Annotated in this window: 24 protein-coding genes and 1 pseudogene; 8 read left to right on the top strand and 17 right to left on the bottom strand. The window is 66.8% G+C overall.

The features are described 5' to 3' along the window. Nucleotides 1–44: 44 nt before the first annotated feature. Nucleotides 45–1,091 carry an aldo/keto reductase gene (locus GONAM_RS01815; protein ID WP_006865068.1) on the bottom strand — a complete coding sequence of 349 codons (1,047 nt, stop codon included), beginning with the start codon at nt 1,089–1,091 and terminating at the stop codon, nt 45–47. 150 nt (nt 1,092–1,241) lie between these two features. Here GONAM_RS01815 and GONAM_RS01810 point away from each other — a divergent pair, with 150 nt between their 5' ends. From GONAM_RS01810 to GONAM_RS01800, 3 genes are all read left to right on the top strand, one after another. Then, nucleotides 1,242–1,856, top strand: a complete 615-nt coding sequence (locus tag GONAM_RS01810) for a TetR/AcrR family transcriptional regulator (protein WP_006865067.1) — start codon at nt 1,242–1,244, stop codon at nt 1,854–1,856. 28 nt (nt 1,857–1,884) lie between these two features. After that, nucleotides 1,885–2,307, top strand: coding sequence for a nitroreductase family deazaflavin-dependent oxidoreductase (locus GONAM_RS01805; RefSeq protein WP_006865066.1), 423 nt, complete (start codon nt 1,885–1,887; stop codon nt 2,305–2,307). 94 nt (nt 2,308–2,401) lie between these two features. After that, nucleotides 2,402–2,866 carry a DUF8821 family protein gene (locus GONAM_RS01800; RefSeq protein ID WP_006865065.1) on the top strand — a complete coding sequence of 155 codons (465 nt, stop codon included), beginning with the start codon at nt 2,402–2,404 and terminating at the stop codon, nt 2,864–2,866. Here GONAM_RS01800 and GONAM_RS01795 read toward each other — a convergent pair. The 4 genes from GONAM_RS01795 to GONAM_RS01780 form a co-directional block, all read right to left on the bottom strand. Then, complete coding sequence (locus tag GONAM_RS01795) at nt 2,850–3,902, bottom strand: cation diffusion facilitator family transporter (RefSeq protein WP_006865064.1); 1,053 nt, start codon at nt 3,900–3,902, stop codon at nt 2,850–2,852. The two genes, GONAM_RS01800 and GONAM_RS01795, sit on opposite strands and share 17 nt — an antisense overlap. Before the next feature lie 3 nt (nt 3,903–3,905). Further along, on the bottom strand, nt 3,906–4,304 hold the full coding sequence (locus GONAM_RS01790; protein ID WP_051992439.1) for an ArsR/SmtB family transcription factor: 399 nt from the start codon (nt 4,302–4,304) through the stop codon (nt 3,906–3,908). Nucleotides 4,305–4,358: 54 nt separating this feature from the next. After that, nucleotides 4,359–5,411: a fused (3R)-hydroxyacyl-ACP dehydratase subunits HadA/HadB gene (locus GONAM_RS01785; protein ID WP_006865062.1), complete on the bottom strand. Its 1,053-nt coding sequence runs from the start codon at nt 5,409–5,411 to the stop codon at nt 4,359–4,361. 82 nt (nt 5,412–5,493) lie between these two features. Continuing rightward, nucleotides 5,494–6,765, bottom strand: coding sequence for an oxygenase MpaB family protein (locus tag GONAM_RS01780; RefSeq protein ID WP_006865061.1), 1,272 nt, complete (start codon nt 6,763–6,765; stop codon nt 5,494–5,496). Nucleotides 6,766–6,906: 141 nt separating this feature from the next. Between GONAM_RS01780 and GONAM_RS01775 the strand changes: the two genes are divergently transcribed. Continuing rightward, on the top strand, nt 6,907–7,551 hold the full coding sequence (locus GONAM_RS01775; protein WP_006865060.1) for an MBL fold metallo-hydrolase: 645 nt from the start codon (nt 6,907–6,909) through the stop codon (nt 7,549–7,551). A gap of 99 nt (nt 7,552–7,650) precedes the next feature. Further along, entirely contained in the window at nt 7,651–9,249 is a 1,599-nt protein-coding gene (locus tag GONAM_RS01770; protein WP_006865059.1) for an HNH endonuclease signature motif containing protein, read from the top strand. 13 nt (nt 9,250–9,262) lie between these two features. On the opposite strand, the gene poxB is transcribed toward GONAM_RS01770, so the two are convergent. Next, nucleotides 9,263–10,999, bottom strand: coding sequence for a ubiquinone-dependent pyruvate dehydrogenase (gene poxB / locus GONAM_RS01765; protein ID WP_040535068.1), 1,737 nt, complete (start codon nt 10,997–10,999; stop codon nt 9,263–9,265). Between the two features lie 130 nt (nt 11,000–11,129). Between poxB and GONAM_RS01760 the strand changes: the two genes are divergently transcribed. Then, nucleotides 11,130–12,152 (top strand): LLM class flavin-dependent oxidoreductase, encoded by a 1,023-nt coding sequence (locus GONAM_RS01760; protein ID WP_006865057.1) that lies wholly within the window; start codon nt 11,130–11,132, stop codon nt 12,150–12,152. 86 nt (nt 12,153–12,238) lie between these two features. Here the strand turns inward: GONAM_RS01760 and GONAM_RS01755 are convergent, their stop codons facing one another. Beyond that, nucleotides 12,239–13,093, bottom strand: coding sequence for an SDR family NAD(P)-dependent oxidoreductase (locus tag GONAM_RS01755; RefSeq protein ID WP_006865056.1), 855 nt, complete (start codon nt 13,091–13,093; stop codon nt 12,239–12,241). A gap of 222 nt (nt 13,094–13,315) precedes the next feature. On the opposite strand from GONAM_RS01755, the gene GONAM_RS01750 reads away from it, so the two are divergent. Beyond that, complete coding sequence (locus GONAM_RS01750; RefSeq protein WP_006865055.1) at nt 13,316–14,197, top strand: helix-turn-helix transcriptional regulator; 882 nt, start codon at nt 13,316–13,318, stop codon at nt 14,195–14,197. Here GONAM_RS01750 and GONAM_RS01745 read toward each other — a convergent pair. Further along, nucleotides 14,155–14,778: a maleylpyruvate isomerase family mycothiol-dependent enzyme gene (locus tag GONAM_RS01745; RefSeq protein WP_040534952.1), complete on the bottom strand. Its 624-nt coding sequence runs from the start codon at nt 14,776–14,778 to the stop codon at nt 14,155–14,157. The genes GONAM_RS01750 and GONAM_RS01745 overlap by 43 nt on opposite strands. A gap of 72 nt (nt 14,779–14,850) precedes the next feature. Here GONAM_RS01745 and GONAM_RS01740 point away from each other — a divergent pair, with 72 nt between their 5' ends. Next, entirely contained in the window at nt 14,851–15,288 is a 438-nt protein-coding gene (locus GONAM_RS01740; RefSeq protein WP_006865053.1) for a MarR family winged helix-turn-helix transcriptional regulator, read from the top strand. Here the strand turns inward: GONAM_RS01740 and GONAM_RS01735 are convergent. The 9 genes and pseudogenes from GONAM_RS01735 to GONAM_RS01695 form a co-directional block, all read right to left on the bottom strand. Further along, nucleotides 15,279–15,904: pseudogene (locus GONAM_RS01735) on the bottom strand (GyrI-like domain-containing protein). The gene GONAM_RS01740 and the pseudogene GONAM_RS01735 sit on opposite strands and share 10 nt — an antisense overlap. A gap of 22 nt (nt 15,905–15,926) precedes the next feature. Beyond that, on the bottom strand, nt 15,927–16,730 hold the full coding sequence (locus GONAM_RS01730) for an ABC transporter permease (RefSeq protein ID WP_006865051.1): 804 nt from the start codon (nt 16,728–16,730) through the stop codon (nt 15,927–15,929). Beyond that, entirely contained in the window at nt 16,730–17,713 is a 984-nt protein-coding gene (locus GONAM_RS01725; RefSeq protein ID WP_006865050.1) for an ATP-binding cassette domain-containing protein, read from the bottom strand. The genes GONAM_RS01730 and GONAM_RS01725 overlap by 1 nt, the downstream gene beginning before the upstream one ends. Then, on the bottom strand, nt 17,710–18,222 hold the full coding sequence (locus GONAM_RS01720) for a GbsR/MarR family transcriptional regulator (RefSeq protein WP_006865049.1): 513 nt from the start codon (nt 18,220–18,222) through the stop codon (nt 17,710–17,712). Before GONAM_RS01720 ends, GONAM_RS01725 begins: the two co-directional genes overlap by 4 nt. Nucleotides 18,223–18,287: 65 nt before the next feature. After that, nucleotides 18,288–18,773 carry a PPOX class F420-dependent oxidoreductase gene (locus GONAM_RS01715; protein ID WP_006865048.1) on the bottom strand — a complete coding sequence of 162 codons (486 nt, stop codon included), beginning with the start codon at nt 18,771–18,773 and terminating at the stop codon, nt 18,288–18,290. A 25-nt stretch (nt 18,774–18,798) separates the two neighbouring features. Further along, complete coding sequence (locus tag GONAM_RS01710) at nt 18,799–19,845, bottom strand: serine hydrolase domain-containing protein (RefSeq protein WP_006865047.1); 1,047 nt, start codon at nt 19,843–19,845, stop codon at nt 18,799–18,801. 205 nt (nt 19,846–20,050) lie between these two features. Further along, nucleotides 20,051–21,355 carry a polysaccharide pyruvyl transferase family protein gene (locus tag GONAM_RS01705; protein WP_006865046.1) on the bottom strand — a complete coding sequence of 435 codons (1,305 nt, stop codon included), beginning with the start codon at nt 21,353–21,355 and terminating at the stop codon, nt 20,051–20,053. 86 nt (nt 21,356–21,441) lie between these two features. Beyond that, nucleotides 21,442–23,073 carry an FAD-dependent monooxygenase gene (locus GONAM_RS01700; RefSeq protein WP_006865045.1) on the bottom strand — a complete coding sequence of 544 codons (1,632 nt, stop codon included), beginning with the start codon at nt 23,071–23,073 and terminating at the stop codon, nt 21,442–21,444. A 110-nt stretch (nt 23,074–23,183) separates the two neighbouring features. Beyond that, nucleotides 23,184–23,579 (bottom strand): PIN domain-containing protein, encoded by a 396-nt coding sequence (locus tag GONAM_RS01695; protein WP_040535061.1) that lies wholly within the window; start codon nt 23,577–23,579, stop codon nt 23,184–23,186. Nucleotides 23,580–23,652: the final 73 nt, after the last annotated feature.

Raw genomic sequence — 23,652 nt, 5'->3', positions numbered from 1 at the left:
AGCGGCATGGTCTGACATCTGGCGGGTGACGACACCGGGCCGCATCATCGGTTCGGGTCAGGCGGCAGGGCGTGAACAGGACGACGTCTCAGGGCTGGGTCGAGGAGAGCAGGGGGCAGATAGGTCTGGTCGAGCCTGCCGATATCCGTTCCGGGTGGGACGATCTCGTCGATGCGGTCGAGGACATCGTCGGGCAGCGCGACCTCGAGCCCTTTGAGAAGGTCTTCAAGCTGCGGGATCGTGCGCGGCCCGATCAGGGCGCTGGTGATTCCGGGATGTGTGATGGCGAACGACATCGCCATGTGGGTCATGGGGATACCCGACTCGGCAGCCAGCGCGGCGAGTTCCTCGACCGCGTCGAGCCGGTTCTCGTCGTCGAGGGCCTTGATCATGCCGGAGCGGACCAGGTCGTTCGCTTGTCCCCGGCGGACCCGGCCGGTGAGCATCCCCTGGCCGAGTGGGCCCCAGGCGATGACTCCCATGCCGAAACGTTGCGCAGTCGGCAGTACTTCGGTTTCGATGCCCCGGTTGAGAAGTGAATACGGTGCCTGCTCGGTGCGGAACCGGCGCAGGCTGTGTCGGTCGGCGATCCACTGCTGATCGACGATGTCCGAGACCGGGGTGTTGGAGGAACCGATGGCGCGGATCTTGCCGCTGCTCATCAGATCGGTGAGGGCGGAGAGGGTTTCCTCCGGATCGGTGTCGGGGTCGGGGAGGTGGACCTGATACAGGTCGATGTAGTCGGTCTGTAGGCGACGCAGGGACTCTTCCACCGCGGTCACGATCCATCGACGTGAAGCGCCCCGACGGTTTGGGTCGTCGCCCATCGGGCGGCTGAATTTCGTTGCCAGCACCACATTTTCGCGGCGACCACGGAGTGCTTTGCCGACGACGACCTCCGACGCACCGTGCGGCGGTAGGGAGTAGGCGTCTGCGGTGTCGACGAAGTTGATGCCGGCGTCCAGGGCGGTGTTGATGAGGCGGACCGATTCGTCGTGGTCGGGGTTTCCCATCGACGCGCCGAGTAGCAGTGTGCCGAGCGCGTAGGGGCTGACCTTGATCCCGGTTCGGCCGAGTGGGCGGTAGTGCATGAGGTTCTCCCTGAGGGGTGGGTTCGGAGTCGGCCGACGGCCGTGACCCCTAAGCGGAATGCTATTCCGCTAATATACGGAACGGCGTTCCGGTACACAAGGGTTTCCGGAATGCTTTTCCGGAAAGTCTGTTCGTGAAAGAGTGGGGGCGTGGACTTCAACGACGCCGACACGGCCGAGGTGGCCGAGGGCGGATCCCGACCGCGTCCGAAGCGGGCGGATGCGCAACGCAACGTCGTCGCGCTGATCGATGCCGCGAAAACCGTCTTCGCGAAGGTTGGGGTGGACGCGCCGGCCAAGGAGATCACCGACCTCGCCGGAGTCGGCGTGGGCACTCTCTATCGCCACTTTCCGAAGCGTTCGGATCTGGTGGCCGCCGTACTCGAGAAGGAGATCGACGCCTGCGTGGAACTGGCCGAGGAGCTACGGAGTTCTCATCAACCGGCCGAGGCGCTGAGGACCTGGGTCCGGCGGTACACCGAGTTCGTCGGCACCAAGCGGGGTCTCGCCTCGGCGCTGCACTCTCCAGATCCGGCGTTCGATGCACTGGCGGATCACTTCGCGAATCGCCTCGAACCGGCAGTTGCCGCGCTGCTGGCGGCCGGCTCGGACGAGCTACGTGCAGACGTCGGCGCTGCCGAAGTACTGCACGCGATCGCGCTGCTGTGCCAGCGCGTGCCCGGAAGAGAACTCGACTACAACCAGCGGCTGGCCGGTGTGTTCGTCGACGGTTTGTACCGTCGGCCCGAGGACGTCCCGGAATAAAGAAGTCAGGCGGGGTGTTATCGCCCCCATGAGTGCCAACGCAGAATTGAGTCCTGAAGGCTGGGTCCGCGAGCAGACCCAGAAAATCCTCGAGCAGGGCACCACCGAGGGTGTCCAGGTCATGGACCGCCCGATCGTCCTGTTCACCACCACCGGCGCGAAGTCCGGCAAGAAGCGGTACGTCCCGCTGATGCGGGTGGAGGAGAACGGCAAGTACGCGATGGTCGCGTCCAAGGGCGGTGCTCCCGAGCATCCGGCCTGGTACTTCAACGTCAAGGCCAACCCGCAGGTGACCGTGCAGGACGGAACCGAGGTCAAGGAACTCACCGCGCGTGAGATCAGCGGCGACGAGCGTGCCCACTGGTGGGAGCTCGCGGTGGCGGCCTTCCCGCCTTACGCGGAGTACCAGACCAAGACCGACCGAGAGATCCCGGTATTCATCCTGGAGTGATCCTTCTGCAGCCCGCAGGCACTAGAGCCCCCGACACCGTCGGGGGCTCTAGTGTTGTGGCCACCAGGTGTGCGACAGCGAAGCGGGAGTAGGCATGGGACACGTCGTCGATTTCAAGCACGTCTCCACACAGGGCCTCGAGTCCTCACCGGTGACGGACGCCCTCGCCGGCCTGAGAGCCAACGAATCCCGGTACTACAAAACGAAGTACGCACACGACTTCACTGTCGTACCAGCCGACGCTGCGCCGGAGGTTCTCGAGCGGGTCACCCGCATCCTCGCCGAGGAACGCGACATCGCGATCGGCTCGCGCCCACTCGAGGTCAGCGACTTCGAGGTCGACGGCCTCCACATGTCGTACGTGTTCTACGAGTCGGGGCTCGCGGTCAATGTCATGTACAGCATCGATCCGGCAGGCAAACGCGCCGTCGGCTTCAAGCTGTCCGACGGCATGGACGTGCCCGAGGAACTCGAGTCGAAGTTCAAGTTCGCGCGGCAGAAGTCGAAACTCGCCGGCACCATCCGCGGTTCGTACTTCGTCATCAAGGGTGAGTACTGACCGAGTGTTCGTCACGGCGACGATCCTCATGCGCGGGATAGGCGTGGATCAGCGCACTGGCGAGCTTCGGAACAGCATGCGTCAGCTCGTGTTCGGCGTCGTGCGCGATGCTGTGCGCCTCGGTGAGCCGTAGGTTCGGGTCGACGTCGAGCTCGGCGTCGGCATGGAGGCGGTGGCCGATCCAACGCATGCGGATGCTCCGTACCGCGAGCACTCCCGGACGTTCGGCAAGGGTCGTCTCCGCGGTCTCGACGAGGGCCGGGTCCACACCGTCGAGGAGCCGGCGAAAGACGTCGCGCGCTGTCGTACGCAGCACCGCGAGGATGGCGACGGTGATCACCAGGCCGATGATCGGGTCAGCGAGTGGGATTCCCGCTGCCACGCCGCCTGCGCTGAGTAGCACGGCCAGCGACGTGAAACCGTCTGTGCGCGCGTGGAGTCCGTCGGCGACGAGTGCCGCTGAACCTATTCGACGGCCGATGCGAATGCGGTAGAGCGCCACCCACTCGTTGCCGATGAAACCGACGAGCCCGGCCAGTGCGACCCATCCGAGGTGGTCGATGGGGCGGGGATCGATGAGTCGTCCCACGGCCTCGTAGCCGGCGATGACGGCCGACAGCGCGATCATCGCGACGACGAACAGGCCGGCCAGGTCCTCGGCTCGTCCGAATCCGTAGGTGTAGCGGCGAGTGGCCGACCGGGTCGCCATCGCGAACGCGATCCAGAGCGGTACCGCGGTCAGAGCATCCGAGAAGTTGTGGATCGTGTCGGCGGCCAGCGCTATCGAGCCCGATGCGGCGACGATCCCGGCCTGCGCCACCGCGGTGACGCCCAGGACCACCAGACTGATCTTCACAGCACGGATACCCGCGCGCGACGATTCCAGAGCGGAGTCGAGACTGTCTGCGGCGTCGTGGGAGTGAGGCGCGAATATCTCGGCGACCACTCCGGCGAACCCGTGGCGGTGCTGGTGATGCGAATGATCGTGCCCGTGGTGCTGGTGATGCGCGTGCGGATCGCGGGGCAGATGCGTCATCGCTCAGGCCTCCCGTCCGGTTCCCGGTTCGACGGCGCGGAGTGCTGGATCGTCGCGATGGTGTGGCGGTATGCCCGGCCCGGCGTGCTCCGCGTTGAACACCGCGTCGGTGACGAGCCGCTGGACGTGCTCGTTCTCGAGGCTGTAGAAGATCGTCGTGCCGGCGCGGCGGGTGCGGACGAGCCGCGCCATGCGGAGCTTGGCGAGATGTTGCGACACGGAGGGGCCGGGCTTGCCGACCGCCTCGGCGAGTTCGCTGACCGACATCTCGGTGTCGGTCAGCGCCCACAGCAGCTGAATGCGGGTCGGGTCGGCAAGCATCCGGAACACCTCGACCACCAATCGCACCTGATCCTCGGCAATAGGAGGACGGGCGATCGGTGAATGCTTATCTGCATTCATATGCAGATAGTAGCTCTCCTGCTGTCAGCGGGCCACGCCCCGACAGAATCGCCGTCAGGCGAAGCGGATGTTCATGGTCGCGAGACCGAACACCTTCCGGCCGCCCGATTTCGCGACGATGATGACCACGCCGGTCCGGGTCTCCGGGTCCAGAGACTTGATGCGTCCGCTGAACTCGATCTCGCCACCGTCGACGGCCGACACGGGAACCGTCTGCGACAGGCGGACCGAATAGCGGGTGACAGCGCCGGGATCGCCGGACCACGAGGCGACGAAGGCCGCGCCGAGGCCCATGGTGAACATTCCGTGTGCGATGACGTCGGGCAGACCGGCGAGCTTGGCCACCGCCTCGTCCCAATGGATGGGGTTGGCGTCGCCGGCGACACCGCCGTAGTTGACGAGGTCACCGCGGGAGATTCGCGCGGTGTGGATCGGCAGTTCGTCGCCGACCGACAGCTCGTCGAAGGACCGGGCTCCGGACGGGCGCGTCGAGCCGTCCGCGACCCGGATCTCGCCCTCGGGCCGGACGGTCTTCTCGTACAGGTGGTGGGTGTCCTCGTGGCTGAAGATGTTGACGTCGTGCATCATCACCCTGCGCACCGCGGCGCTGAGGCCCGGATCGACCTCTTCGGCGGTCACGCCCACGACGGTGGTGTGCATCGTGTGCACCTTCTCGCCCGCGGCGTCGGTCATGGTGTTGGTCACCGTGATCAGTTCACGGCCCGCGACCTTGCGGACGCCGGACAGTTCGACGTCGGTGACGAGCTCGTCGCCGGCCACGATGGGCCGGTGCTGCTCGAAGACCTGCTCGGTCTGCACGTAGGTGTCGTAGCCGACGATCACGGACTCGAACAGCTCGCGGTTCGCCGCCATCGCCGGGATGGACGTGAACGTCAGCGGCGCGACGAGTCCCGAATACCCGAGTGCGACAGCGGCTTCGGGCTCCCAGTGCGCGGGGTGGTAGTCCTGCACCGCGCGGGCGTATTCGCGGACCTTCTCGCGTCCGACCTCGTAGGAGCCGTCGAGGACGTAGTAGTGACCGACGCGCGTCTCGAGGTCGGGCGCCTCGCCGGCTGCCGTCGGTTCCGTGATCGGGGGTTGGGTCATTTCGACAACGCTAATCGCGCGGGTTCCGCTGGCAAAACCGCGGTGGGTGTCCTGTCACGTACTCGACCCTGTCGGGTGGGCGTCAGCGTCGCAGCCCCTTGCCGTGCGCGAACTCCGCAGGACGTCCCGAGGACTGCCAGTCGTGCCAGTTCTCCCGGTGTCGGCACATCGCCTTCTCGTGCAGACGACGGAACGTCGGGGAGATCCGACGCAGCGTCTCGACGAGTGTCACGGCCGGCAACCGCAGCAGGATCAGCGAGAGCCCCGGGACCGGGTTGGGCATGTCATAGCGAAAGCGTGTCGTCGGCATCATGTAGATCGTCGAGTAGGCGGCGTACATCATGGCGTTGTACCTCCCGCGGATCCGCTCGAGGCCGGTCGCGTTCTCGTTGGCGAACGCGGCCGGGAACGACTCGATGAGTTCGGCGCCGTCGGCGCCCGCGTCGTAGCTGCGGGTGGTGTTGACGAAGGCCAGGAGTCGCAGTGAGTCGGCGATGGTCTCCGGGAACCACTGGGTTCGCACGCCGAGGAGGTGCCCGAGGTAGCGCTGATAGTGCAGCAGCACCCGGATCTCCCTGGGCGTGGTCTGGACCCCGGTCAGCCACAGCGCCGACGCCGGCACGACGCTGCCGCCGAGCAGGGTGAGCAGCTGATAGGACTGGCTGATCGGCTCACCCCACCGTTCGACGTCCCACTCGGGGTGCTTCGCGACCGTACGTCGAACCCACACGTGCATCACGCGGACACGCATCGCCGTGGCCCGGCCGGCTGATCCCGGGGTCAGCAGCGCGCCGGGCTGGGAGACGTCGATCCAGAACCGGGCCGTCTCCAGGAAGCGTCGCAGCGCGTTGTCGCCTGCGTACCCGCCTGCCAGCGACAGCGGTTTGGCGACCGCGGCCTCGGTGTACATCTCGAGCGTTATCCCGCCGGCGACACTGAACAGGCCGGTGCCCCATCGGCGCCAGATCGCCTCGCCCTCGGCGATAAGCTGCGGGTCGACCCAGTCGGGAACCGTCTCGAACTCCTCGAACAGCTCGACGAGCGCGGGCGGAGGGTTCTCGACGCTGTCGAGTCCGTCGGTCAGGGCCTTGTCCAGCAGTGCGCGCGCGGCCTCGGGGCCGAGCGTGCCGTAGACCTCGTCGACGAACCGTTCGGCCACCGGATCGGTGCGGAACATGTCCTCGGCGAAGGTGCGCAGGTGTTCGGGCTCGGGGTAGAGGTCCTTGCCGGTGACCCTGCGGACGAGGGCGCGCGCACGGCGAAGCTTCCGGTTCGACATCGCAGCGTCGTAGGTGACCGCACTCGGGAAGCCGGGAACGTCGTCGCTCGAACGACTCGGCAGCACTGCGGACACGGGAACCCCCAACCGTTTGAGACGGATTGAATCATGTGTATCACTCCGGCGTCACGCTTCGCACGTCCCGCCCCTTGACCTGAAGTTCACTTGAAGTTGCACGGTGGGGACGTAATCATCACCGCTCGATGAGGAGATCTGATGCGCCAGGTGCTGCCCGACCTCTGGGAGACTTCCACCGACAACCCGTTCCCCGGCCTCACCACCCATGGCTATCTGTGGACGTCCGACCGCAACGTGCTGTTCTACTCGATGGCATCGGACGCCGAGTTCGACGATCTGGAGAAGCTGGGCGGCGTCGACGACCAGTACCTGTCCCATCAGGATGAGGCCGGCCCGATTCTCGGCCGGATAGAAGACCGGTTCGGGGCGACGCTGCACGCGCCGGCACCCGAGATCGAGCGGATCGGTCGGTTCGCACGTGTGGACATCGCGATCGCCGAACGGTACGTCGACGACAACGGGGTCGAGGTGATCCCGACGCCGGGGCACACGCCCGGCAGCACCTGCTACTTGGTACCCGGTGACGACGGGCTGCGGTATCTGTTCACCGGGGACACGTTGTACGTCAACGCGTCCGGGGGATGGACAGCCGGCTACCTACCGTTCAGTGATGCGTCGACTCTCGCGGAGAGTCTGCATCTGTTGGCGCACGTCGACCCCGATGTGGTGATCTCGAGTGCGTTCGCCGGGGAGTCGGCGGTGCATCAGGTCACCGAAGGGGAGTGGTCGAGTCATCTGGAGGAAGCGCTGGAGGGATTGGCGATCGCGTCCCAAACGCGTTGATGTGCATGCGATCGGTGAAGCGACCCTGTGGAGTTCCCAGGTGCGACGCCAGATCCGCGTGTACGATCGAACACATATTCGATCCACGGAATCTCGGGGGTGATCATCGTGGCCGCTACTGCAACCGTCGACGCCGAAGGCTCGGCACCCTCAGACGCGGTCGCGATCATCGAGCAGATGCACGCCCTCACCAACCGGTTGCAGAATACTGACCTCTCTCGATTGTCAGATGCCGAGATCGCCCAGGTGGCCGCCGAGAACGAGCGTCTGATCGCCCGCCTCACCTACGCCGGCAACCAGCAGATCGTCGAGGCCGAGAACCGCAACCTGGCCCGAAAGACCGGTCATCGCAGCATCATCCAGTACATGCAACACCGCCTGCGGATCACCTTCCCCGGTAGGCGCCATGTCGAGGTGAAAGCCACCGCCACCTACGCCGACCTCACCACCGGACAACCACTCGAACCCGAACTCCCCACGCTCGCCCGGGAAATGGCCGACGGCCGGGTGGGGTCTGCCCATGTTCATGCGGTGATGGACGTGATGGACCAGATTCCGCATGCCATCCCACACGACGTGCGGGCCGCCGCCGAACAGACCCTGGCCGAATACGCCGCCACCCTCACAGTTGCCGAGATCGGTCAGGTCGGTGCCCGCCTGCTGGCCCATCTCGATCCCGACGGCACCCTCACCGACCACGACGACCGCGCACGCCGCCGCAACCTGCAGGTGAACCGGCAACGCGCGGACGGGACCTCCAAACTCATGGCCAACCTCACACCTCTCGCGCGGGCGCGGATCATGACCTTCCTGGCCGTCTGGGCCCGGCCCGGCATGAACAACCCCACCGATCCCGAATCGCCGAGCGGATCGATCGAGGACGCCGACCCCGAGGTGATCGCGGCAGCAGCCGACCGCGACCACCGCACCCCCGCCCAGCGCAATCACGACGCCCTGAACGCACTGCTGGAAGCGGTGTTCGACGACGGAATGCTCGGCAAGACCCACCGAGGCCTGCCGGTCCAGCTGATCGCCAAAGCCGAGCTCGACGACCTCATCCGCGAAACCGGGTTCGCCACCAGCGCCGACGGCACCCTCGTCCCCATCGCAGACCTCATCGCCATCGGCGCCGACGTGCAGCCCTGGTTGGCGGTCTTCAAAGACGCCACGGCGGTCCCGCTGTACTTCGGACGCGGCAAACGACTCGCCACCATGGAACAGCGGCTCGTCTCGTTCGCCCGACCTGACGGCGAGATGTGCTCCAGCCCGGACTGCGACATACCCACCACACACGTGGAAATGCATCACGCCCACACCGATTGGGGAGATGGCGGATTCACCGACATCGACAACCTCACTCCCGCCTGCACCCGCCACCACCACATGGTCGGTGACCAGCCCGGTCAATACTCGACCAGGATGATCGCCGACGGGTCCGACGAAGGCAGATGTGCCTGGCAGTTGAACGCCGAACCAGGGGCGCCACCCAACCCCGAACGCATCAACCGACGACCCGACATAGCCCGATGGTTCAACGAAGTCCTCACCGTCATTCGTGACGAAGTACACGGACAACCCGAACCGTTGTCCGTCGATGCACCACGCCCACAACTGCGGCAGGTCATCGACCTGCGCGATGCCACTCCTGCCGAACTTGTCGTGGCCTCGGCGCTACTCGATGCCGCCTACCGGAACTGAGAACCGGTGGCCGTCAGTCGAACAGCCGCCGGAACACGTTGGTCTCGGCGAGATCGACCAGCTCGTCGCCGCGGCCGGACAACACAGTGCGCAGGGCGTAGAGGGTGAATCCCTTGGCCTGCGCGGCGGTGATGGTCGGCGGGATCGACAATTCCTGTCGGGCCGTCGTCACGTCGAGCAGCGCCGGGCCGTCGTGAGCCAGGAACTCGTCGATGGCACCGGCGAGATCGTCGGGCTGCTCGACCTTGCGTCCACGGATTCCGACGGCCTCGGCGAGTTTCGCGAAATCGGGGTTCTCCAGATCTGTCCCGTAGTTGACGAACCCGGCCGCCTTCATCTCCACCTCGACGAAGTTCAGCGAGGAGTTGTTGTAGACGACGATCTTCACCGGCAGTTTGTTCTGGGTGATGGTCAGAAGCTCGCCCAGAAGCATCGCGAGTCCGCCGTCGCCGGCGAGTGCGATGATTTGGCGCCCCGGAAAGGCGGTTTGCGCGCCGATGGCCTGCGAGACCGCATTCGCCATCGACCCATGGGTGAACGAACCGATCAAGCGGCGGGCGCCGTTCATCACCAGATACCGCGCCGCCCACACGACCGGAGAGCCGACGTCGGGGATGAACACGGCGTCTGCACTGGCTTTCTCGCTGATCAGCCGGGTGAGGTACTGGGGGTGGATGGGTGCCCGGTTACGGTCGTTGTCGGCCAGTTCGTCCAGACGCCGACGTGCCTTGGTGTAGTGGGCGAGCGACGTCGTCAGGTGTTCTGGGTCGCGGCCGGTCGAGATCAGCGGGAGCAGCGCGCGCACGGTGTCGCCGACGTCGCCGACCAGCGGTACGTCGACCGGGCAGCGACGTCCGATCTGTTCGCCGCGGATGTCGACCTGGATGATGGTCGCCTTGGACGGGTAGAACTGCTGATACGGGAAGTCGGTGCCCAGCATCAGCAGGGTGTCGCACTTCTCGATCGCGCGATAGCCCGACGAAAAGCCCAGCAGCCCGGTCATTCCCACGTCGTACGGGTTGTCGTACTCGATGAATTCCTTGCCCCGCAACGCATGCACGATCGGGGCCTGTAGCGCGCGGGCCAGCCCGACGACCTCATTGTGGGCGCCCTGCACGCCGGCACCGGCAAGGATGGTGACGCGCTGGGCAGCGTTGAGCGTGTCCGCGGTGCGGGCCAGGTCGGCATCGGTGGGCCGCACGACGCGCGGCACGTGCCGGATCGGGGCTCCCGCACGGCGTTTGGGGCACGGTTTGAGGAACAGCTCGCCGGGGATTACGAGCACTGCCACGTCGCGTCGCTCCACCGCGGTCCGCAACGCCACGTCGAGCAGTCGCGGCATCTGGTCGGGGGTGCTCACCATCTCGCAGAAGGCACTGCATTCACGGAATAGCTGTTCGGGGTGGGTCTCCTGGAAGTAACCGCTGCCGATCTCGAGTCCGGGGATGTGGGCCGCGATCGCGAGCACCGGGACGCGGCTGCGATGGGCGTCGAAAAGCCCGTTGATCAGGTGGAGATTGCCGGGACCGCAACTGCCCACGCAGACCGCGAGCTCGCCGGCGAGGGCAGCCTCGGCGGAGGCAGCGAAAGCAGCGGCTTCCTCGTGCCGGACGTGCTGCCAGGTGATGGCCTCGGTGGTGCGCAGAGCGTCGGTGAGCCCATTGAGGGAATCGCCCGGAAGCCCGTACACACGCTGCACTCCGGAACGTTCGAGCTCTTCGACGATCCGTTCGGCGACTGTTGTCGACATGGTGATCCATTCGGTCGAGTCCGTGTCCACCCGACTATAGACGCGACGCATGCGGTGCCGACCTGCTTCAACTTCCGCGCGCGATGATTCCAGGCGTGGCGTTCGGTTTCGCCGATGACACAATCTGTCCATGCCACAGCGCGGTGAACCACTGCAGAAACTCGGTTTTCTGACGATCGGCCGGTTTGACGAGAACGACCCACGGGCAGGTCATCTCGAGACCCTGCGGATGATCGAACTCGCCGAGGAACTCGGGTTCGACAGTGTGTGGTTGCGCAATCGGCACCTCCAGTACGGGATCTCGTCACCGGTCGCGGTGCTGGCGGCTGCGTCGATGCGGACCAGCCGCATCGAACTGGGTACCGCCGTCATCCCACTGGGTCTGGAGAATCCGTTGCGGTTGGCCGAAGATCTCGCGACCGTCGACCTCCTCAGCGACGGACGGCTCAATCCCGGCGTCTCCGTAGGTGTCCCGATGCGCTACGACGACTTCAAGACCTCGCTCTACCCGGAAACCCACGGCATGGAGAACTTCTCCAAGGATCGCGTCATCCGTCTCCTCGACAATCTGCGTGGCGAACCGGTCAGTGACTTCGAGGGCACCGTCGGTATCGAACAGTTCTCTCGTAGGGTGCAACCGCATTCACCGGGCCTTGCCGACCGGGTGTGGTACGGCGGCGGCAGGTCGTCGGCGATCTGGGCCGGCGAGCAGGGCATCAACTACCTGACGTCGTCGGTGGTCACGATCGAGGGCACCGACTCCCGGGACTTCGCAACGATCCAGGCCGAGAACATCGACGCTTACCGGGCGCACCACGTCGATCCCGCCCGTGCCCGGGTGTCGCAGGGCCTCGTCGTCATCCCCACCGATTCGGCGACCCCGGAACAGATCCGCAAGTACGAGGACTACGCCGCAGCAAGATTCGAGCGCACCCTCACGCCGCAGGGGCCGCGCGGAATGCTGTTCGCACCTGACTACGTGGGACCGTCCGACGAGCTCGCCGAGCGGCTCTGGGACCACGCCGGCTTCCAGCGGGCCACCGAAGTGGCCATCGCTCTGCCGTTCTCGTTCGACGAGCCGGACTACCTGCAGATCGTCGGCGACCTCGCCGGCCGACTCGGCCCTGCGCTGGGATGGTCGCCTGCTGGCTGAGCGGCACCAGCCTGCCCACCGGCAGGCGTCATTTCGGTGATGCGACCGCGATCGAAGTCGCATCACCGAAATGAGGTCGCATGGACTCAGCCCTGGTGATCCGAGGTCACCGCGAGTTCTTTCGCGGCGTCGAACTCTGCCCGGAGGGTGTTCAGCCGGGCGTCGGCGAACTCGAGCGAGTCCGAACCCAGGAGCTGATGCAGCGGCGCGTCGCCCTGCACGGCGACGGTGATGATGGCCGCCGCGGCGCGGACCGGGTCGCCGAGCTGGGTACCGGGCATGGCCAGGTGCGCCCGGGTCATCTCACGGATGGCGGGGTAGGCGTCGACCGTGGACTCGGGCAGACCCAGCGAGGTGGGACGCAGGAAGTCGGTCCGCAGGTAACCGGGTTCGATCAGGTTGACGGCGATGTCGAAGTCGACGACCTCGGCGGCCAGCGACTCGGTGAGGCCCTCCAGGGCGAACTTGCCTGCGCTGTACAGGCCCCAGCCAGGAAACGTGGTCAGGCCGAGGATCGACGACACGTTGATGATGTGGCCACTGCGGCGTGCCCGCATCTGGGGGAGCGCTGCCCGCAACACGTTCCAGACCCCGAAGATCTGGACGTCGAACATGTCGCGGGCCTCGGCGTCGGTGACCTCCTCGATTGCGGCGAGGAAGCCGTAGCCCGCGTTGTTGACGACCACGTCGATGCCGCCGAAGCGATCCTGCGTGGCCGTGACGGCAGCCGTGACCTCGGTTTCGTCTGCGAGCGACACCTGCAGAGGGAGAAGGCGACTCGTGTCGACACCGGGGAGGGCCTCGATCAGTCGATCCTTCGAGCGGGTGGTGGCGGCGACGTTGTCACCGCGCTGCAGCAGTTGTGTGACCAGCTCCAGGCCGAGGCCGCGCGAGGCGCCGGTGACGAACCAGGTGGCCGGACGGTCGGTGGGGTAGTTCATGATTACCTCCTGTGGGTAGGGCTGATTTCGATACGGCTCCTCGCAAGCTCGTCGCCTACTCGATCAGCTGTATCGCGGTTCTTCTGTCGAACCGGTGACACCAGAATCGCGTTCCGAAAGGCGCTGTGGGACGCCATAACTGACCACCTCGAACCCAGGACCCGGCAACCTGGGACCGACAGACCCAGGCACGGTCCGCACCGGGCGCGCATGATGGTGGGCATGGCCGATCTGAATCGAGAACTCGCGGACTTCCTCCGCCGTGCTCGGGCCGCGCGCGACCCACAGGAGGCCGGCCTCCCCGACGACGGGCGGGTTCGCCGCGTCAAGGGACTGCGGCGCGAAGAGGTGGCAGTGCTGGCCGGAGTGTCCACCGACTACTACACGCGCCTGGAGCAGGGCCGGCGCATTGTCCCGTCGACGCAGGTCATCGACGCGATCGGGCGTGCCCTCGGACTCGACGACGTAGGCCGCACCCATCTGCACGACCTGGTTTCGGCGACTCGAACTCCGCGCACCGCCGCACGCTCGCGCTCTGCGGTACAGCGGGTGCGACCGGGACTGCGCCAGCTGCTCGATTCACTCGACGCGCACCCCGCGCTGGTCCTCGGCCGCCGGACCGAGGTGCTGGCGGCAAACCGGATGGCGTGCGCATTGTTCGCCGACTTCGAGCGCATGCCCGGACACGAACGGAACTACGCCCGCTGGATGCTGCTCTCCGACGACGCGCGCAACCTCTTTCTCGACTGGGAGGTGCAGGCCCGCAACGCAGTCGAGGCACTCCGGCTCGAGGCCGGACGAGCACCAGAGGACCGCGACCTCATCGAACTGGTGGGGGAGCTGTCGGTGTCGAGCCCGGAGTTCCGGCGGTGGTGGTCGGAACATCGGGTCCACCAGCGCACCTTCGGTTCCAAGCAGCTCGTCCACCCGGTCGTCGGCGAAGTCACCGTCGACTACGAGACCTTCATGCTGCCCGGCGACAACGAGCAGACGCTCTACCTCTACACCACCGAGCCAGGATCGGCGTCCCGCCAGGCGATCTCGATTCTGGCCAGCTGGAGTCAGCCTGCGCGTGAACCCGAATCCGAGCCGTCGGACGGTTGAAGCGAACTCGCCGGCACACGCCCGCTGAAGCACATCAGGATGTCGCGGATCGGTGCTTCGATGACCTGACCCGACCCGGCCGCGAAGTCGACGTCGGTGGCCTCGAACCGGAGGCCGCGGTTTCGGCGCCGCGCGAAGAACGGGAAGGCGACGTCCCAGATCTCCTGCGCCGCGGCCGCTGCGGCATCGACCGGCATCGGACGGTCGATACCGAGTGGCACGGCGATGTCCTGGCCGTGCAGGAGGGAGTCGAGAAGGGGCGCCCGCTCGTTGGTGGCGAACGGGTGGCGCCGTGACCCGACCATCGCGCGGAGTTTCTCTGCCGCCTCGGGCGGCGTCGTCGGATCACGGACAGCCATCTCACGGATCATCGTGTTGAAACGGAAGCCGTACCGGATGGCCGCGGGGATCACCTGGCGGGCGTCCGCGTGGGACTGGGTGAGATGCACCGCGACGTCCCGGATCGTCCAGCCTGTGCACAGTGACGGGGTGGCGAGCTGTTCGTCGGAGAGGGAATCGATCAGCGCGGCCAGGTCGATCCGCTGCTCATCGATGTGGTTCCACAGAGTGTCACTGTCCATCGCGGGCTCCCGTTCCGAATTGGTCAGGATGCCTGACAATATTAGTCAGGAGTCCGTACTAAAGTCAACGGTATGACCGACGAACGACCCGCCCTCGGCGTCCTGATGTTCGTGGCCCACCGGTCCATCGAACGGCGGGTCATGGCACGGCTCGCCGCCGTCGGGGCCGACGACATCACTCTCGCGCAGAGTCGCGTGGTGCAACGGCTCGCACCCGAGCCGATGCGGCTGACCGACCTCGCCGAGCAGGCGGGTGTCACCAAGCAGACCGCCGGTGGCATCGTCGATCAGCTCGAGGCCGCGGGATATCTGGTCCGTGTTCCCGATCCGTCGGACCGTCGGGCCCGACTGGTGACCCTCAGCGACCGTGGCGTCGAACTGTGTGAGATCGCGGCGCGGGAGGTCGAGGCCATCGAACAGGAATGGCGTGATCATCTGGGCGCAGACGACTTCGCGGCTCTGGAGAAGTCGTTGATCCGTTTGCGTGAGATCACCGATCCCTACCGCTGAGTCCTCTCGACGGGTTGGCGCAGGATCGTGCGGAGTTTCTCCGGCGGGGTCTTGCGGAAGTCGCTGAAGTAGATCTCGTGGTGTCGCCCGGTCATCCTTAGGTCGTGGTCCGGGATGAACTCGTCGTGCATCCGCGCGAGAACGGGTGCCTCATCGTCGAAGGAACCGAGATGCAGGGTCTGGACACAGAGTCCCTCGTCGAGCGTTGCGGTGCGGAGGTCGTCGAGCCGGGGCGGTGGCTTCTTCGCGCCGACGGTCTCGATCACCGCGGCAATCATGTCGTCGGGCAACCACTCTGGGACCATGACCATCAGTGTCCAGTTCCATTGCGTCTTGTCGCGGGCGCCGGTGAACACGGTCATGTCCTCAGCCCACCACTGGCCCTCGAGGGGCGGGACAACGTAGTCGCGTGCGAGTCCGCGGCTGCTCGCGAACTTGAGCTTGTAGGCGACCGGGTACAGGGTTTCGATCGCGGCAGTGAAGTTCGGGGAGTCGTTGGGATCGCCCTTGCCGTCGATCATCAGGTACCGCATGGGCGGGACCTCGAGGATGAGGAACTCGCCCGTCCGGCCTGGTAGGAGTCGAGTGTCTTCTTGAAGTCGACCTTGTCGCTCAACGGGTTCCGCTCCGGTCCTCGGTCACGAGGTGATGGCCCGGCGTTCGTAGGTGCGCAGGGCGAGTCCGTACGACACCGCGCCGATCCCCAGACTCCAGGCGATCGCGGCGATCACACTGCCAGTGGACACCGTTGCAGCGGTGAGGGCTCCGCGGAGAACCTCGGTCACCGGGGTGAACGGTTGGTACTCCGCGAACTGTTTGACCCCGACGGGCAACGAGTCGGCGGGAACGAAACCGGTGCTGAGGAACGGCATGATCGTCAGGAACATCGGCGAGTTGCTGGCGGTCTCGACGGTGTCCGCGGCGAGGGCCAGGTAGATCGCGAGCCAGATCAGGGCGATCGAGAACAACACGGTGATGCCCAGTGCGCCGAGCCATCCGAGCGGGTCGACGGTGGGGCGGAAGCCGAGGGCGATCGCCACCGCGAGAACAATCGCGATGCTGAACAGCGCCTGGATGAGGCTGGCCAGGACGTGGCCGACGAGGACCGATGACCGTCCGATGTCCATGGTGCGGAAACGGTTGATGATTCCTGAGGTCATGTCCATCGCGACGACGATCGCCGAGCCCTGCACGGCTGACGCGATGGTCACCAGGATGATCCCGGGGACGACGTAGTCGAGGTAGGCGGCACGCCCGGTGGCCCCGCCGGACGTGGTCATCCCGGCACCGAGCTGCCCGCCGAAGACGAAGACGAACAGCAGCAGGAACACTACCGGCAAGCCGACGAGCATGATGGTCAGCGACGGGTACTTGACGAGGCGTCGGAGGTTGCGGCGCAACATGACCCGGGAGTCGGACACGGCGTAGGTGAGGGTGCTCATCACGCGGCTCCAGATGTGTCGGCATCGGTCTCGGTGGAGTCCTCGGCCGGGGATCCGGTCAGGGCGAAGAAGACGTCGTCGAGGGTGGGGGTGTGGACGTGGACGTCGGCAACCTCGACGCCTGCGGCGTCGAACAGATTGAGTGTGGTGCGGATGGTGGAAACCGTGTCGTCGGTGGCGATGTCGAGCCGCCGCGACTCGAGGACGGGCCGGGCGGACGGGAGAAGTCGCCGGGCCGAGTCGAAGGCATCGTCGTCGTCGAAAGCCAGCCGCACCTCGGAATCGTGAACCCGCTTCTTCAGCTCGGCGGCGGTACCCTCGGCGACGATGTGGCCGTGATCGAGCACGGCGATGCGGTCGGCGAGCTGGTCGGCCTCCTCCAGATACTGGGTGGTGAGGAAGATCGTGACCCCATCCCCGGCGAGGCCGGTGATGATGTCCCACAACACCCTTCGGCTGCGTGGGTCGAGCCCGGTCGTCGGCTCGTCGAGGAAGATGACGCGCGGGGTGGAGACGAGGGTCATCGCGAGGTCGAGGCGGCGTCGCATGCCGCCCGAATAGGTCGACACCGCCCGGTCTGCGGCACCGGTGAGGTCGAACTGTTCGAGCAGTTCCTCGGCGCGCCGACGCCCCGCCGCACGTCCGAGGTGTCGGAGATCAGCCATCAGGGTCAGGTTCTCGCGGCCGGTGAACAGGTCGTCGATGGCGACGTACTGGCCGGTGACGCCAATGATCGATCGCACTGCCCGGGCATCGGTCACCGCGTCGTGGCCGTCGATGGTCACACTCCCGGAGTCCGCGGGGAACAGTGTCGAGGCGATGCTCACCGTCGTCGTCTTGCCCGAACCATTGGGTCCCAGCAGGGCGGTCACCGAACCGGCCGGGACGGTCAGATCGATCCCGTTCAGAACCCGGTGATCGCCATAGCTCTTCGTGAGTCCGCGGACGACCATCTCGGCGCCGGTCATCTCGCTGAGGCTCATGATCGTAGGCCTTCCGACGGGGAGGCCGGGATCTCGCCGGCCGCGATCAACACCTCGCGTTCCTTCTGCCACTCGGCGTACAGGGCGGGGATCCGGTTGGTGAGGAATTCGGTGAACGCCGCGATCTCACTCAGGACCGCTCGACGTTCCGCGGGGGCGTCGCGGAGGACTTCGAGTCCTTCGCGTGCGAGCGCTCCCAGCTCCTCGTACTCGGCGTTGTCCATCCCGAGGCCGCGTGCCGAGGTGATGTCGATCGAGATGCGGTCCATCCGCTCACCGGTTGCGCGTGACCGTTTCACCTGGCCCACGGACTCCAAAGTCGTGACGGCATTGGTGATCGCCGACCGACTCGCCAGCAGGGCGTCGCTCAATTCGGCGATCGTGGGGGCGGGCGAATCGCACACCGCGAGAAAGCCGAGGACGCGTCCGACCATCGGCGGATAGCTGTATCGGCGCGCACAGAACCGCGCCATGTGATCGGCGAACGTCAGCTGAGCATCGAGTGCCATACGTCACAGTGTGTACGCATGACTGAGATAACACAAATATGTGTCATCTGAGGCGACTACCTAGGTCAGCCGTCCTGCGCGTCCAACTTCGCGGCGACGTCGGCGGGGAAGCCGCCGGTGGCGATCGGACCCCAGTGGGTCGGGGTGATACGGATCAGCGACTTGCCCTGCAGGCGCATCGCTGCGCGGTACTGGTCCCAGTCGGGGTGCTCGCCGGAGATGCTGCGGAAGTAGTCGACGAGGGCGTCCTCGGCGTCCGGCATGTCGAGGACCTCGGCGTCTCCGTCGACCTGGACCCAGGCGCCGTTGAACTCGTCGGACAGTACGACGACGCTCGCCACGGGGGTATTGCGGAGGTTCGCGGCCTTCGCTCGGCCGGGGTAGGTGGAGATCACGATCCGGCCCTCGCCGTCGACTCCGCCCGTGACCGGGGACAGCTGTGGCCCGCCGCTGGATCGGACGGTGCTGAGGATCATCTTGTGGCGTGGCCGGATGAACTCCAGCAGCGCTTCCCGGTCGACGGCATCGGCTTTCGCAACGGTTCTGGCCATGCCGACGACCCTACGCCGCGGCGGATCAGGGCAGGGCGGAGATCAGGCCGGCGAGGATCGCCGACACCGGCGACTCCTGCTTCCCGTCGACGGTGATGTCGTCGTCACTGTTGACCAGGATGATGATCGTCGTGTCGGAATCGTAGTTGTGGAACAGCGATGAGTTGAAGCCGGGGAAATCGCCGTCGTGGCCCCACCAGCCGTCCCGGTTGCCGATTCCGATGCCGTAGCCGGCGGTGGCGGTGTTCGGCGGGGGAGACGTCAGGATCGAATCGCGCCGCAGTTGTTGCGTTGCGGGATCGAGCACGCCCCGACCGGTGAACAGGGCGTCACCCCAGCGCTGCAGATCGTCGAGGGTCGAGATCACCGCGCCGGCGGTGAAGGCGAAGGACGGGTTCCAGTTCGTGGAGTCGACCGTCTGGCCGGCCGCCTGCCCCTGGCTGGTCACGCCGTCGACATGCGGGTCCGGGATCTCGACGGACCCGCCCGGCCACGACGAATCTGCCATGCCCAGCGGTCGGAAGATCCGTTCGTCGAAGGCGTCGCGAATGGGTTGTCGCAGAACCCTTTCGATGAGGAGCCCCAGCAGCACGTAGTTCGTGTTCGAATACTGCCAACCCGCCCCGGGTGCGAAGGCGGGCGGCAACGACTTCGCGGCGTCGACGAGTTCGCTTGGCGGCCAGTCATATCCGGGATCGGTGAAAAACCTCTGTGTGAAGGTGTCGGACAGGGTGTACGACGGGATGCCGCTGGTCATGTCCGCGACCTGACGAACGGTCGCACTCCCGTTGGGTGCTTCGGGGACGTACTCGCTGATCTGATCATCCAGCGAGACGCGTCCGTCTTGGACGAGCTGGAGCAGGATGGTCGCGGTCATCGTCTTGGTGAGCGACCCGATGCGGGTGTGATCCGCTGCGGTGATCGGCCGGTCCTGGCCCTCGACCGCGGTGCCGGCCGTTCCCGTCCAGATGCCTGCCGGCGAGATGACGCGAGCGATGACGCCCGGGAAGTCGCCGGATGAGCGGAGGTCGTCGAGCACCTGCTGGAAGGCCGCGCTTCTCTCGGCGGACACCGACGTAGGGGTGGTGCTCGACCCTGGTGAGGACGTCTGGGATGGCGAACAGGCCGCGATGCCCAGCACTGCGGCCACGCCGCACACCAGAACTCGCAGGACAAAGGGCGCGCGGGCCGACTGGTCATCCTGGGATCCTCTCGCGCGGGGAGCGCAACAGCGGAGTTTCCCGAGCAATCCGGCGCAGAATTCGCGCTGCCGGGTGTCAGGCGCGGTGCGCCAGGAACGGGGCCACCGGATAGATGTCGAGTGCGGTGCCCACCTTGGCCTCGATGGCGCGCTCACGGTCTCCCGCGCCGAATCCGCCACCGGTGGGGCGGTCGGGGATCGTGTCTCCCGAATCGACGATGCTCCAGGCCGATCCGGCCTCGACGAGGGAACGGTGCTTGGTCGAGTAGTAGACCGGCATCGGCACGATCGCCACGCCCGGGTCTCCCGCCGCAGCCGCGATGAGATGCGGGTGGAAGCGGGTGCTGATCCAGGTGTTGCCCTGCCCGGCGGGCAGGCCGCCGAACCAGACGTCGCGGAAGTTCAGGATGCGAGCGCCGTCCAGACGCGAGCCGAGGTGGAAGGGCACCTCGTAGTCGTGACCCGGGATGCCCTCGACGACGGTGACCGCCGATCCCGGGACCTCCCAGGCGTCGAGGGTGTCGTGGACGAGCGTGGCCAGTGCTTCGACGCCGGAACCCGTTGGCCCGGTGAACTTCTCAGTGAGGTCCGACTGCAGGCAGAGCACGACGCCGCGACCTTGCCCGGGTGTCTCGGCGGGTGCTTCTTCGCGGTAGACCGCCGGCTGCGGCCGGTCCAGCGCGAGCCAGGCGTCGTCCCCGGATTGCCGCACGCCGACCGCACCTTCGAGCGCCTGCGCCGATGCGGTGTCGCGCACGTCGACGATGTCGAACGCGCCCAACGCGGTGACCAGTGCCGTCCATGCCGGTTCCTCGACCGTCGGCACCAGGCCTTGACCGGTGGCCACGAGCTTCGCACCCGACCGGCCGGACACCGCCGCGGCCGCGACGAGCAGCGAGACATGGTGCGGCCACACACTGTTCACGTACCCGCCGCCGAGCAGGTGGATGGTGGTCGCGGAGTGCAGGAGATCGATGCCGGCTGTGAGACGCGGCGCCAGGCCGGCATCGAGGACCGCGCGTCCCACCCAGGACCACGGGGCGTCGGGTTCGGTGTCGGAGGCGTAGTTCGAAAGTTGCCACAGCGTGTCGACGACACGCAGATTCGGGTGCGCGTCGCCCATCAGCGCGCTCGCCGATCCGGGGCTGTGGCAGTCCAGGATGACGATCGCCTGGGGGCGGATGCGTGCGAGGCGACGCAACCATGTGCGCGCGATGAGTTCGTCGCCGTAGTTGGGATAACCGGTCGGCGCGATCAGGTAGATGACCTCGCCGGAACCCAGGGCGCGACCGACAGCGGACTCAGCCACCCGGCGTCGCGCCGATGCCTCCACACGGTTCGCCAGCGCGCGAACACGCTCCACCCGCCCCCATTTCGTCATGGTGAGAGATTACGGTGGCGACCCGGCGGTGCGACTCGGCGGTCGGGAGAGCGGTGCCTCTCGGCGGCTCGGAGTCCGGAATCGCCTCAGGCGAACGTCGCACGGAGGTAGGCGAGTACAGCGGCGGTGTCGCCCAGAGGGCCTCGGTAACCGAGATAGCCATCCGGGCGGATGACGAAGGCGGTCGATCCGTCCGGGAGGTACCCGGCGGCGAAGCGACTCTCGGTGTCGCGAAGCAACGGTAGGTCGGTGCTGCCGACCTGCGCGGTGGGAGCGGCCACCACGTGGGCGGTCATGTGCCCGCGCGCGGCCTCGGTCACCTCGGCGGCGAGGTTTTCGAGCACGGCCACGTCCTCGGCCCCCGCGGTCGCGTCGGCGTACAGCACGAGGGCATGGTCGACGCCACTCAGCAACGAGTACAACCGCAGCGCATGATTCACCGAATCACGACCGAGTCCGGCGGCATCCGGGGCCCGTTCGCCCGCCCGCGGTGCGGCCGGCGCGGAGGGGATCGTCGATCCCGCGGTGATCGGGCTGTCGGCGTAAGAGATCAGCAGTTGGGCTTCGCGGCGCGTCACGAACTCGACATCGGTGGAATCGGAGCCGATCCCCTCCCGCGCGTCGCGGACCGTTCGGCCGACGACCTCTTCGCCGACCGGGCGTCGTTCCAGGTCGTAGGTGTCGAGCAGGCCGGGAGCCGCGTCACCGGAGACGGCCAGGGCGAGTTTCCACGCGAGGTTGTGAGCGTCCTGCACGCCGGTGTTCATGCCCTGGGCGCCGGTCGGCGGATGGATGTGCGCGGCGTCCCCGGCCACGAACACCCGTCCGCGACCGTAGGAGTCGACGATCCGGTGGCTGATGCGGAACACCGACGACCACCGCAGGTCCGACACGGTGGCGGGTTCGGGTGACAACCGGTCGACGACGGCCTGGATGTGTGACAGCTCGGGGGTGCGGGTGCCCTCGAACCCGTGGGCGACGCCGTCGCCGCCGGAGGCCGGACCGATCGCGAGCTCCTCCGGCACGAGCATCGACATGCGGTACCGGCCCCGTCCCGGCAGAGGGATGCACACCAGCAGATCGTCGGTGGCTCCGTCGGGGGCCTGGTGCATGGCGCGGATCGCGTACCCGCGGGGCATCGACCAGTCCACGGCCACGTCGCCCAGCATGTACTGCTCGGCGAAGGCTCCGCCCTCGAAGGTCAGGCCCAGACCCTTGCGCACCGTGCTGTGCGCACCGTCGGCCCCGATCAGATAGCCCGCGCGGACGAAGGTCTCGGCGCCGGCCGAGTCGGTCAGAGTGACCGTGACCCCGTCGTCGTCCTGGGTGAACGCCGAGACGCGGACGCCGCGCTCGACCTCGGCGTCGAGGTCGGTCAGACGGTCCCGCAGGACGCGTTCGGTGGCGTACTGCGGCAGCAGGTGGAACCGGAAGGGCACGTCGGCCGGCGTGACCAGGTCGATTCGTGACACCTGGGCACCGTTGACGAACACGAACTGTCCACGCATCTCCATGCCCGCGTCCAGGATCGGTTCGATCACCCCCATACCCTCGAACACCTCGAGGGTGCGCGGTTGGATGCCAACGGCTTTCGCGTACTGGGGCGGCTCGAGGAGCGGGTCGACGATCCGGGCCCGGACACCTCGTCGGCGGAGTTCGATGGCGGCGGTCAGGCCGATCGGTCCGGCACCCGCGACCAGTACATCGACGTCGTGCATTCAGTGACCCTTCGTCGTCCGGTGTCTGCGGTGTTCCCGGACCGGATTATTCGCCGAACGGCCGGTACCGGTGCGGTACTCGGGAAATGTGGCACGGCATCGTCGTGGACTCAGCGCGGGATCGACGACGGTCCGAGGATCTCGGCACCCAGCGCGGTGACTCGGGCGCGCAGCTCGCGGTCGGCGGTGACGACCACGCGACGACGATCAGGGTGGTCGCGGATGACGTCGACGATAGTGTCGTCCCCCGACGCCGGGGCCTCGACGACCGTCACGTCGGGAACCGATGCGACCCCGCGCGCTCTGCCCTCCACGACGAGCACGACCTCGATCGGTCCGGTCAATGCGTCGAGACCCGGCTCGGCGAGTAGCGCGAGGCGGTCTCTCAGCCGCTGCGCTGCACCCCTCCGATCCCGCCACCAGCCGTCCGGTACCGAACCGACGACGTTCGCACCGTCGACGACGAGCAGCGGGACGGCGAGGTGGGACGGGTTCGGACCGGTCATGTCACCCATCAGCCCACACGTAGGCGTTGTCGCGCAAGCCCTCTCGCGGCTACTCGGTGTGCGCCGGCTCGGG

The sequence above is a fragment of the Gordonia namibiensis NBRC 108229 genome, from assembly GCF_000298235.1.
Taxonomy (GTDB): domain Bacteria; phylum Actinomycetota; class Actinomycetes; order Mycobacteriales; family Mycobacteriaceae; genus Gordonia; species Gordonia namibiensis.
The sequence above is the reverse complement of the archived record's forward strand: the minus strand, read 5'-3'. Positions and strand labels throughout refer to the sequence as shown.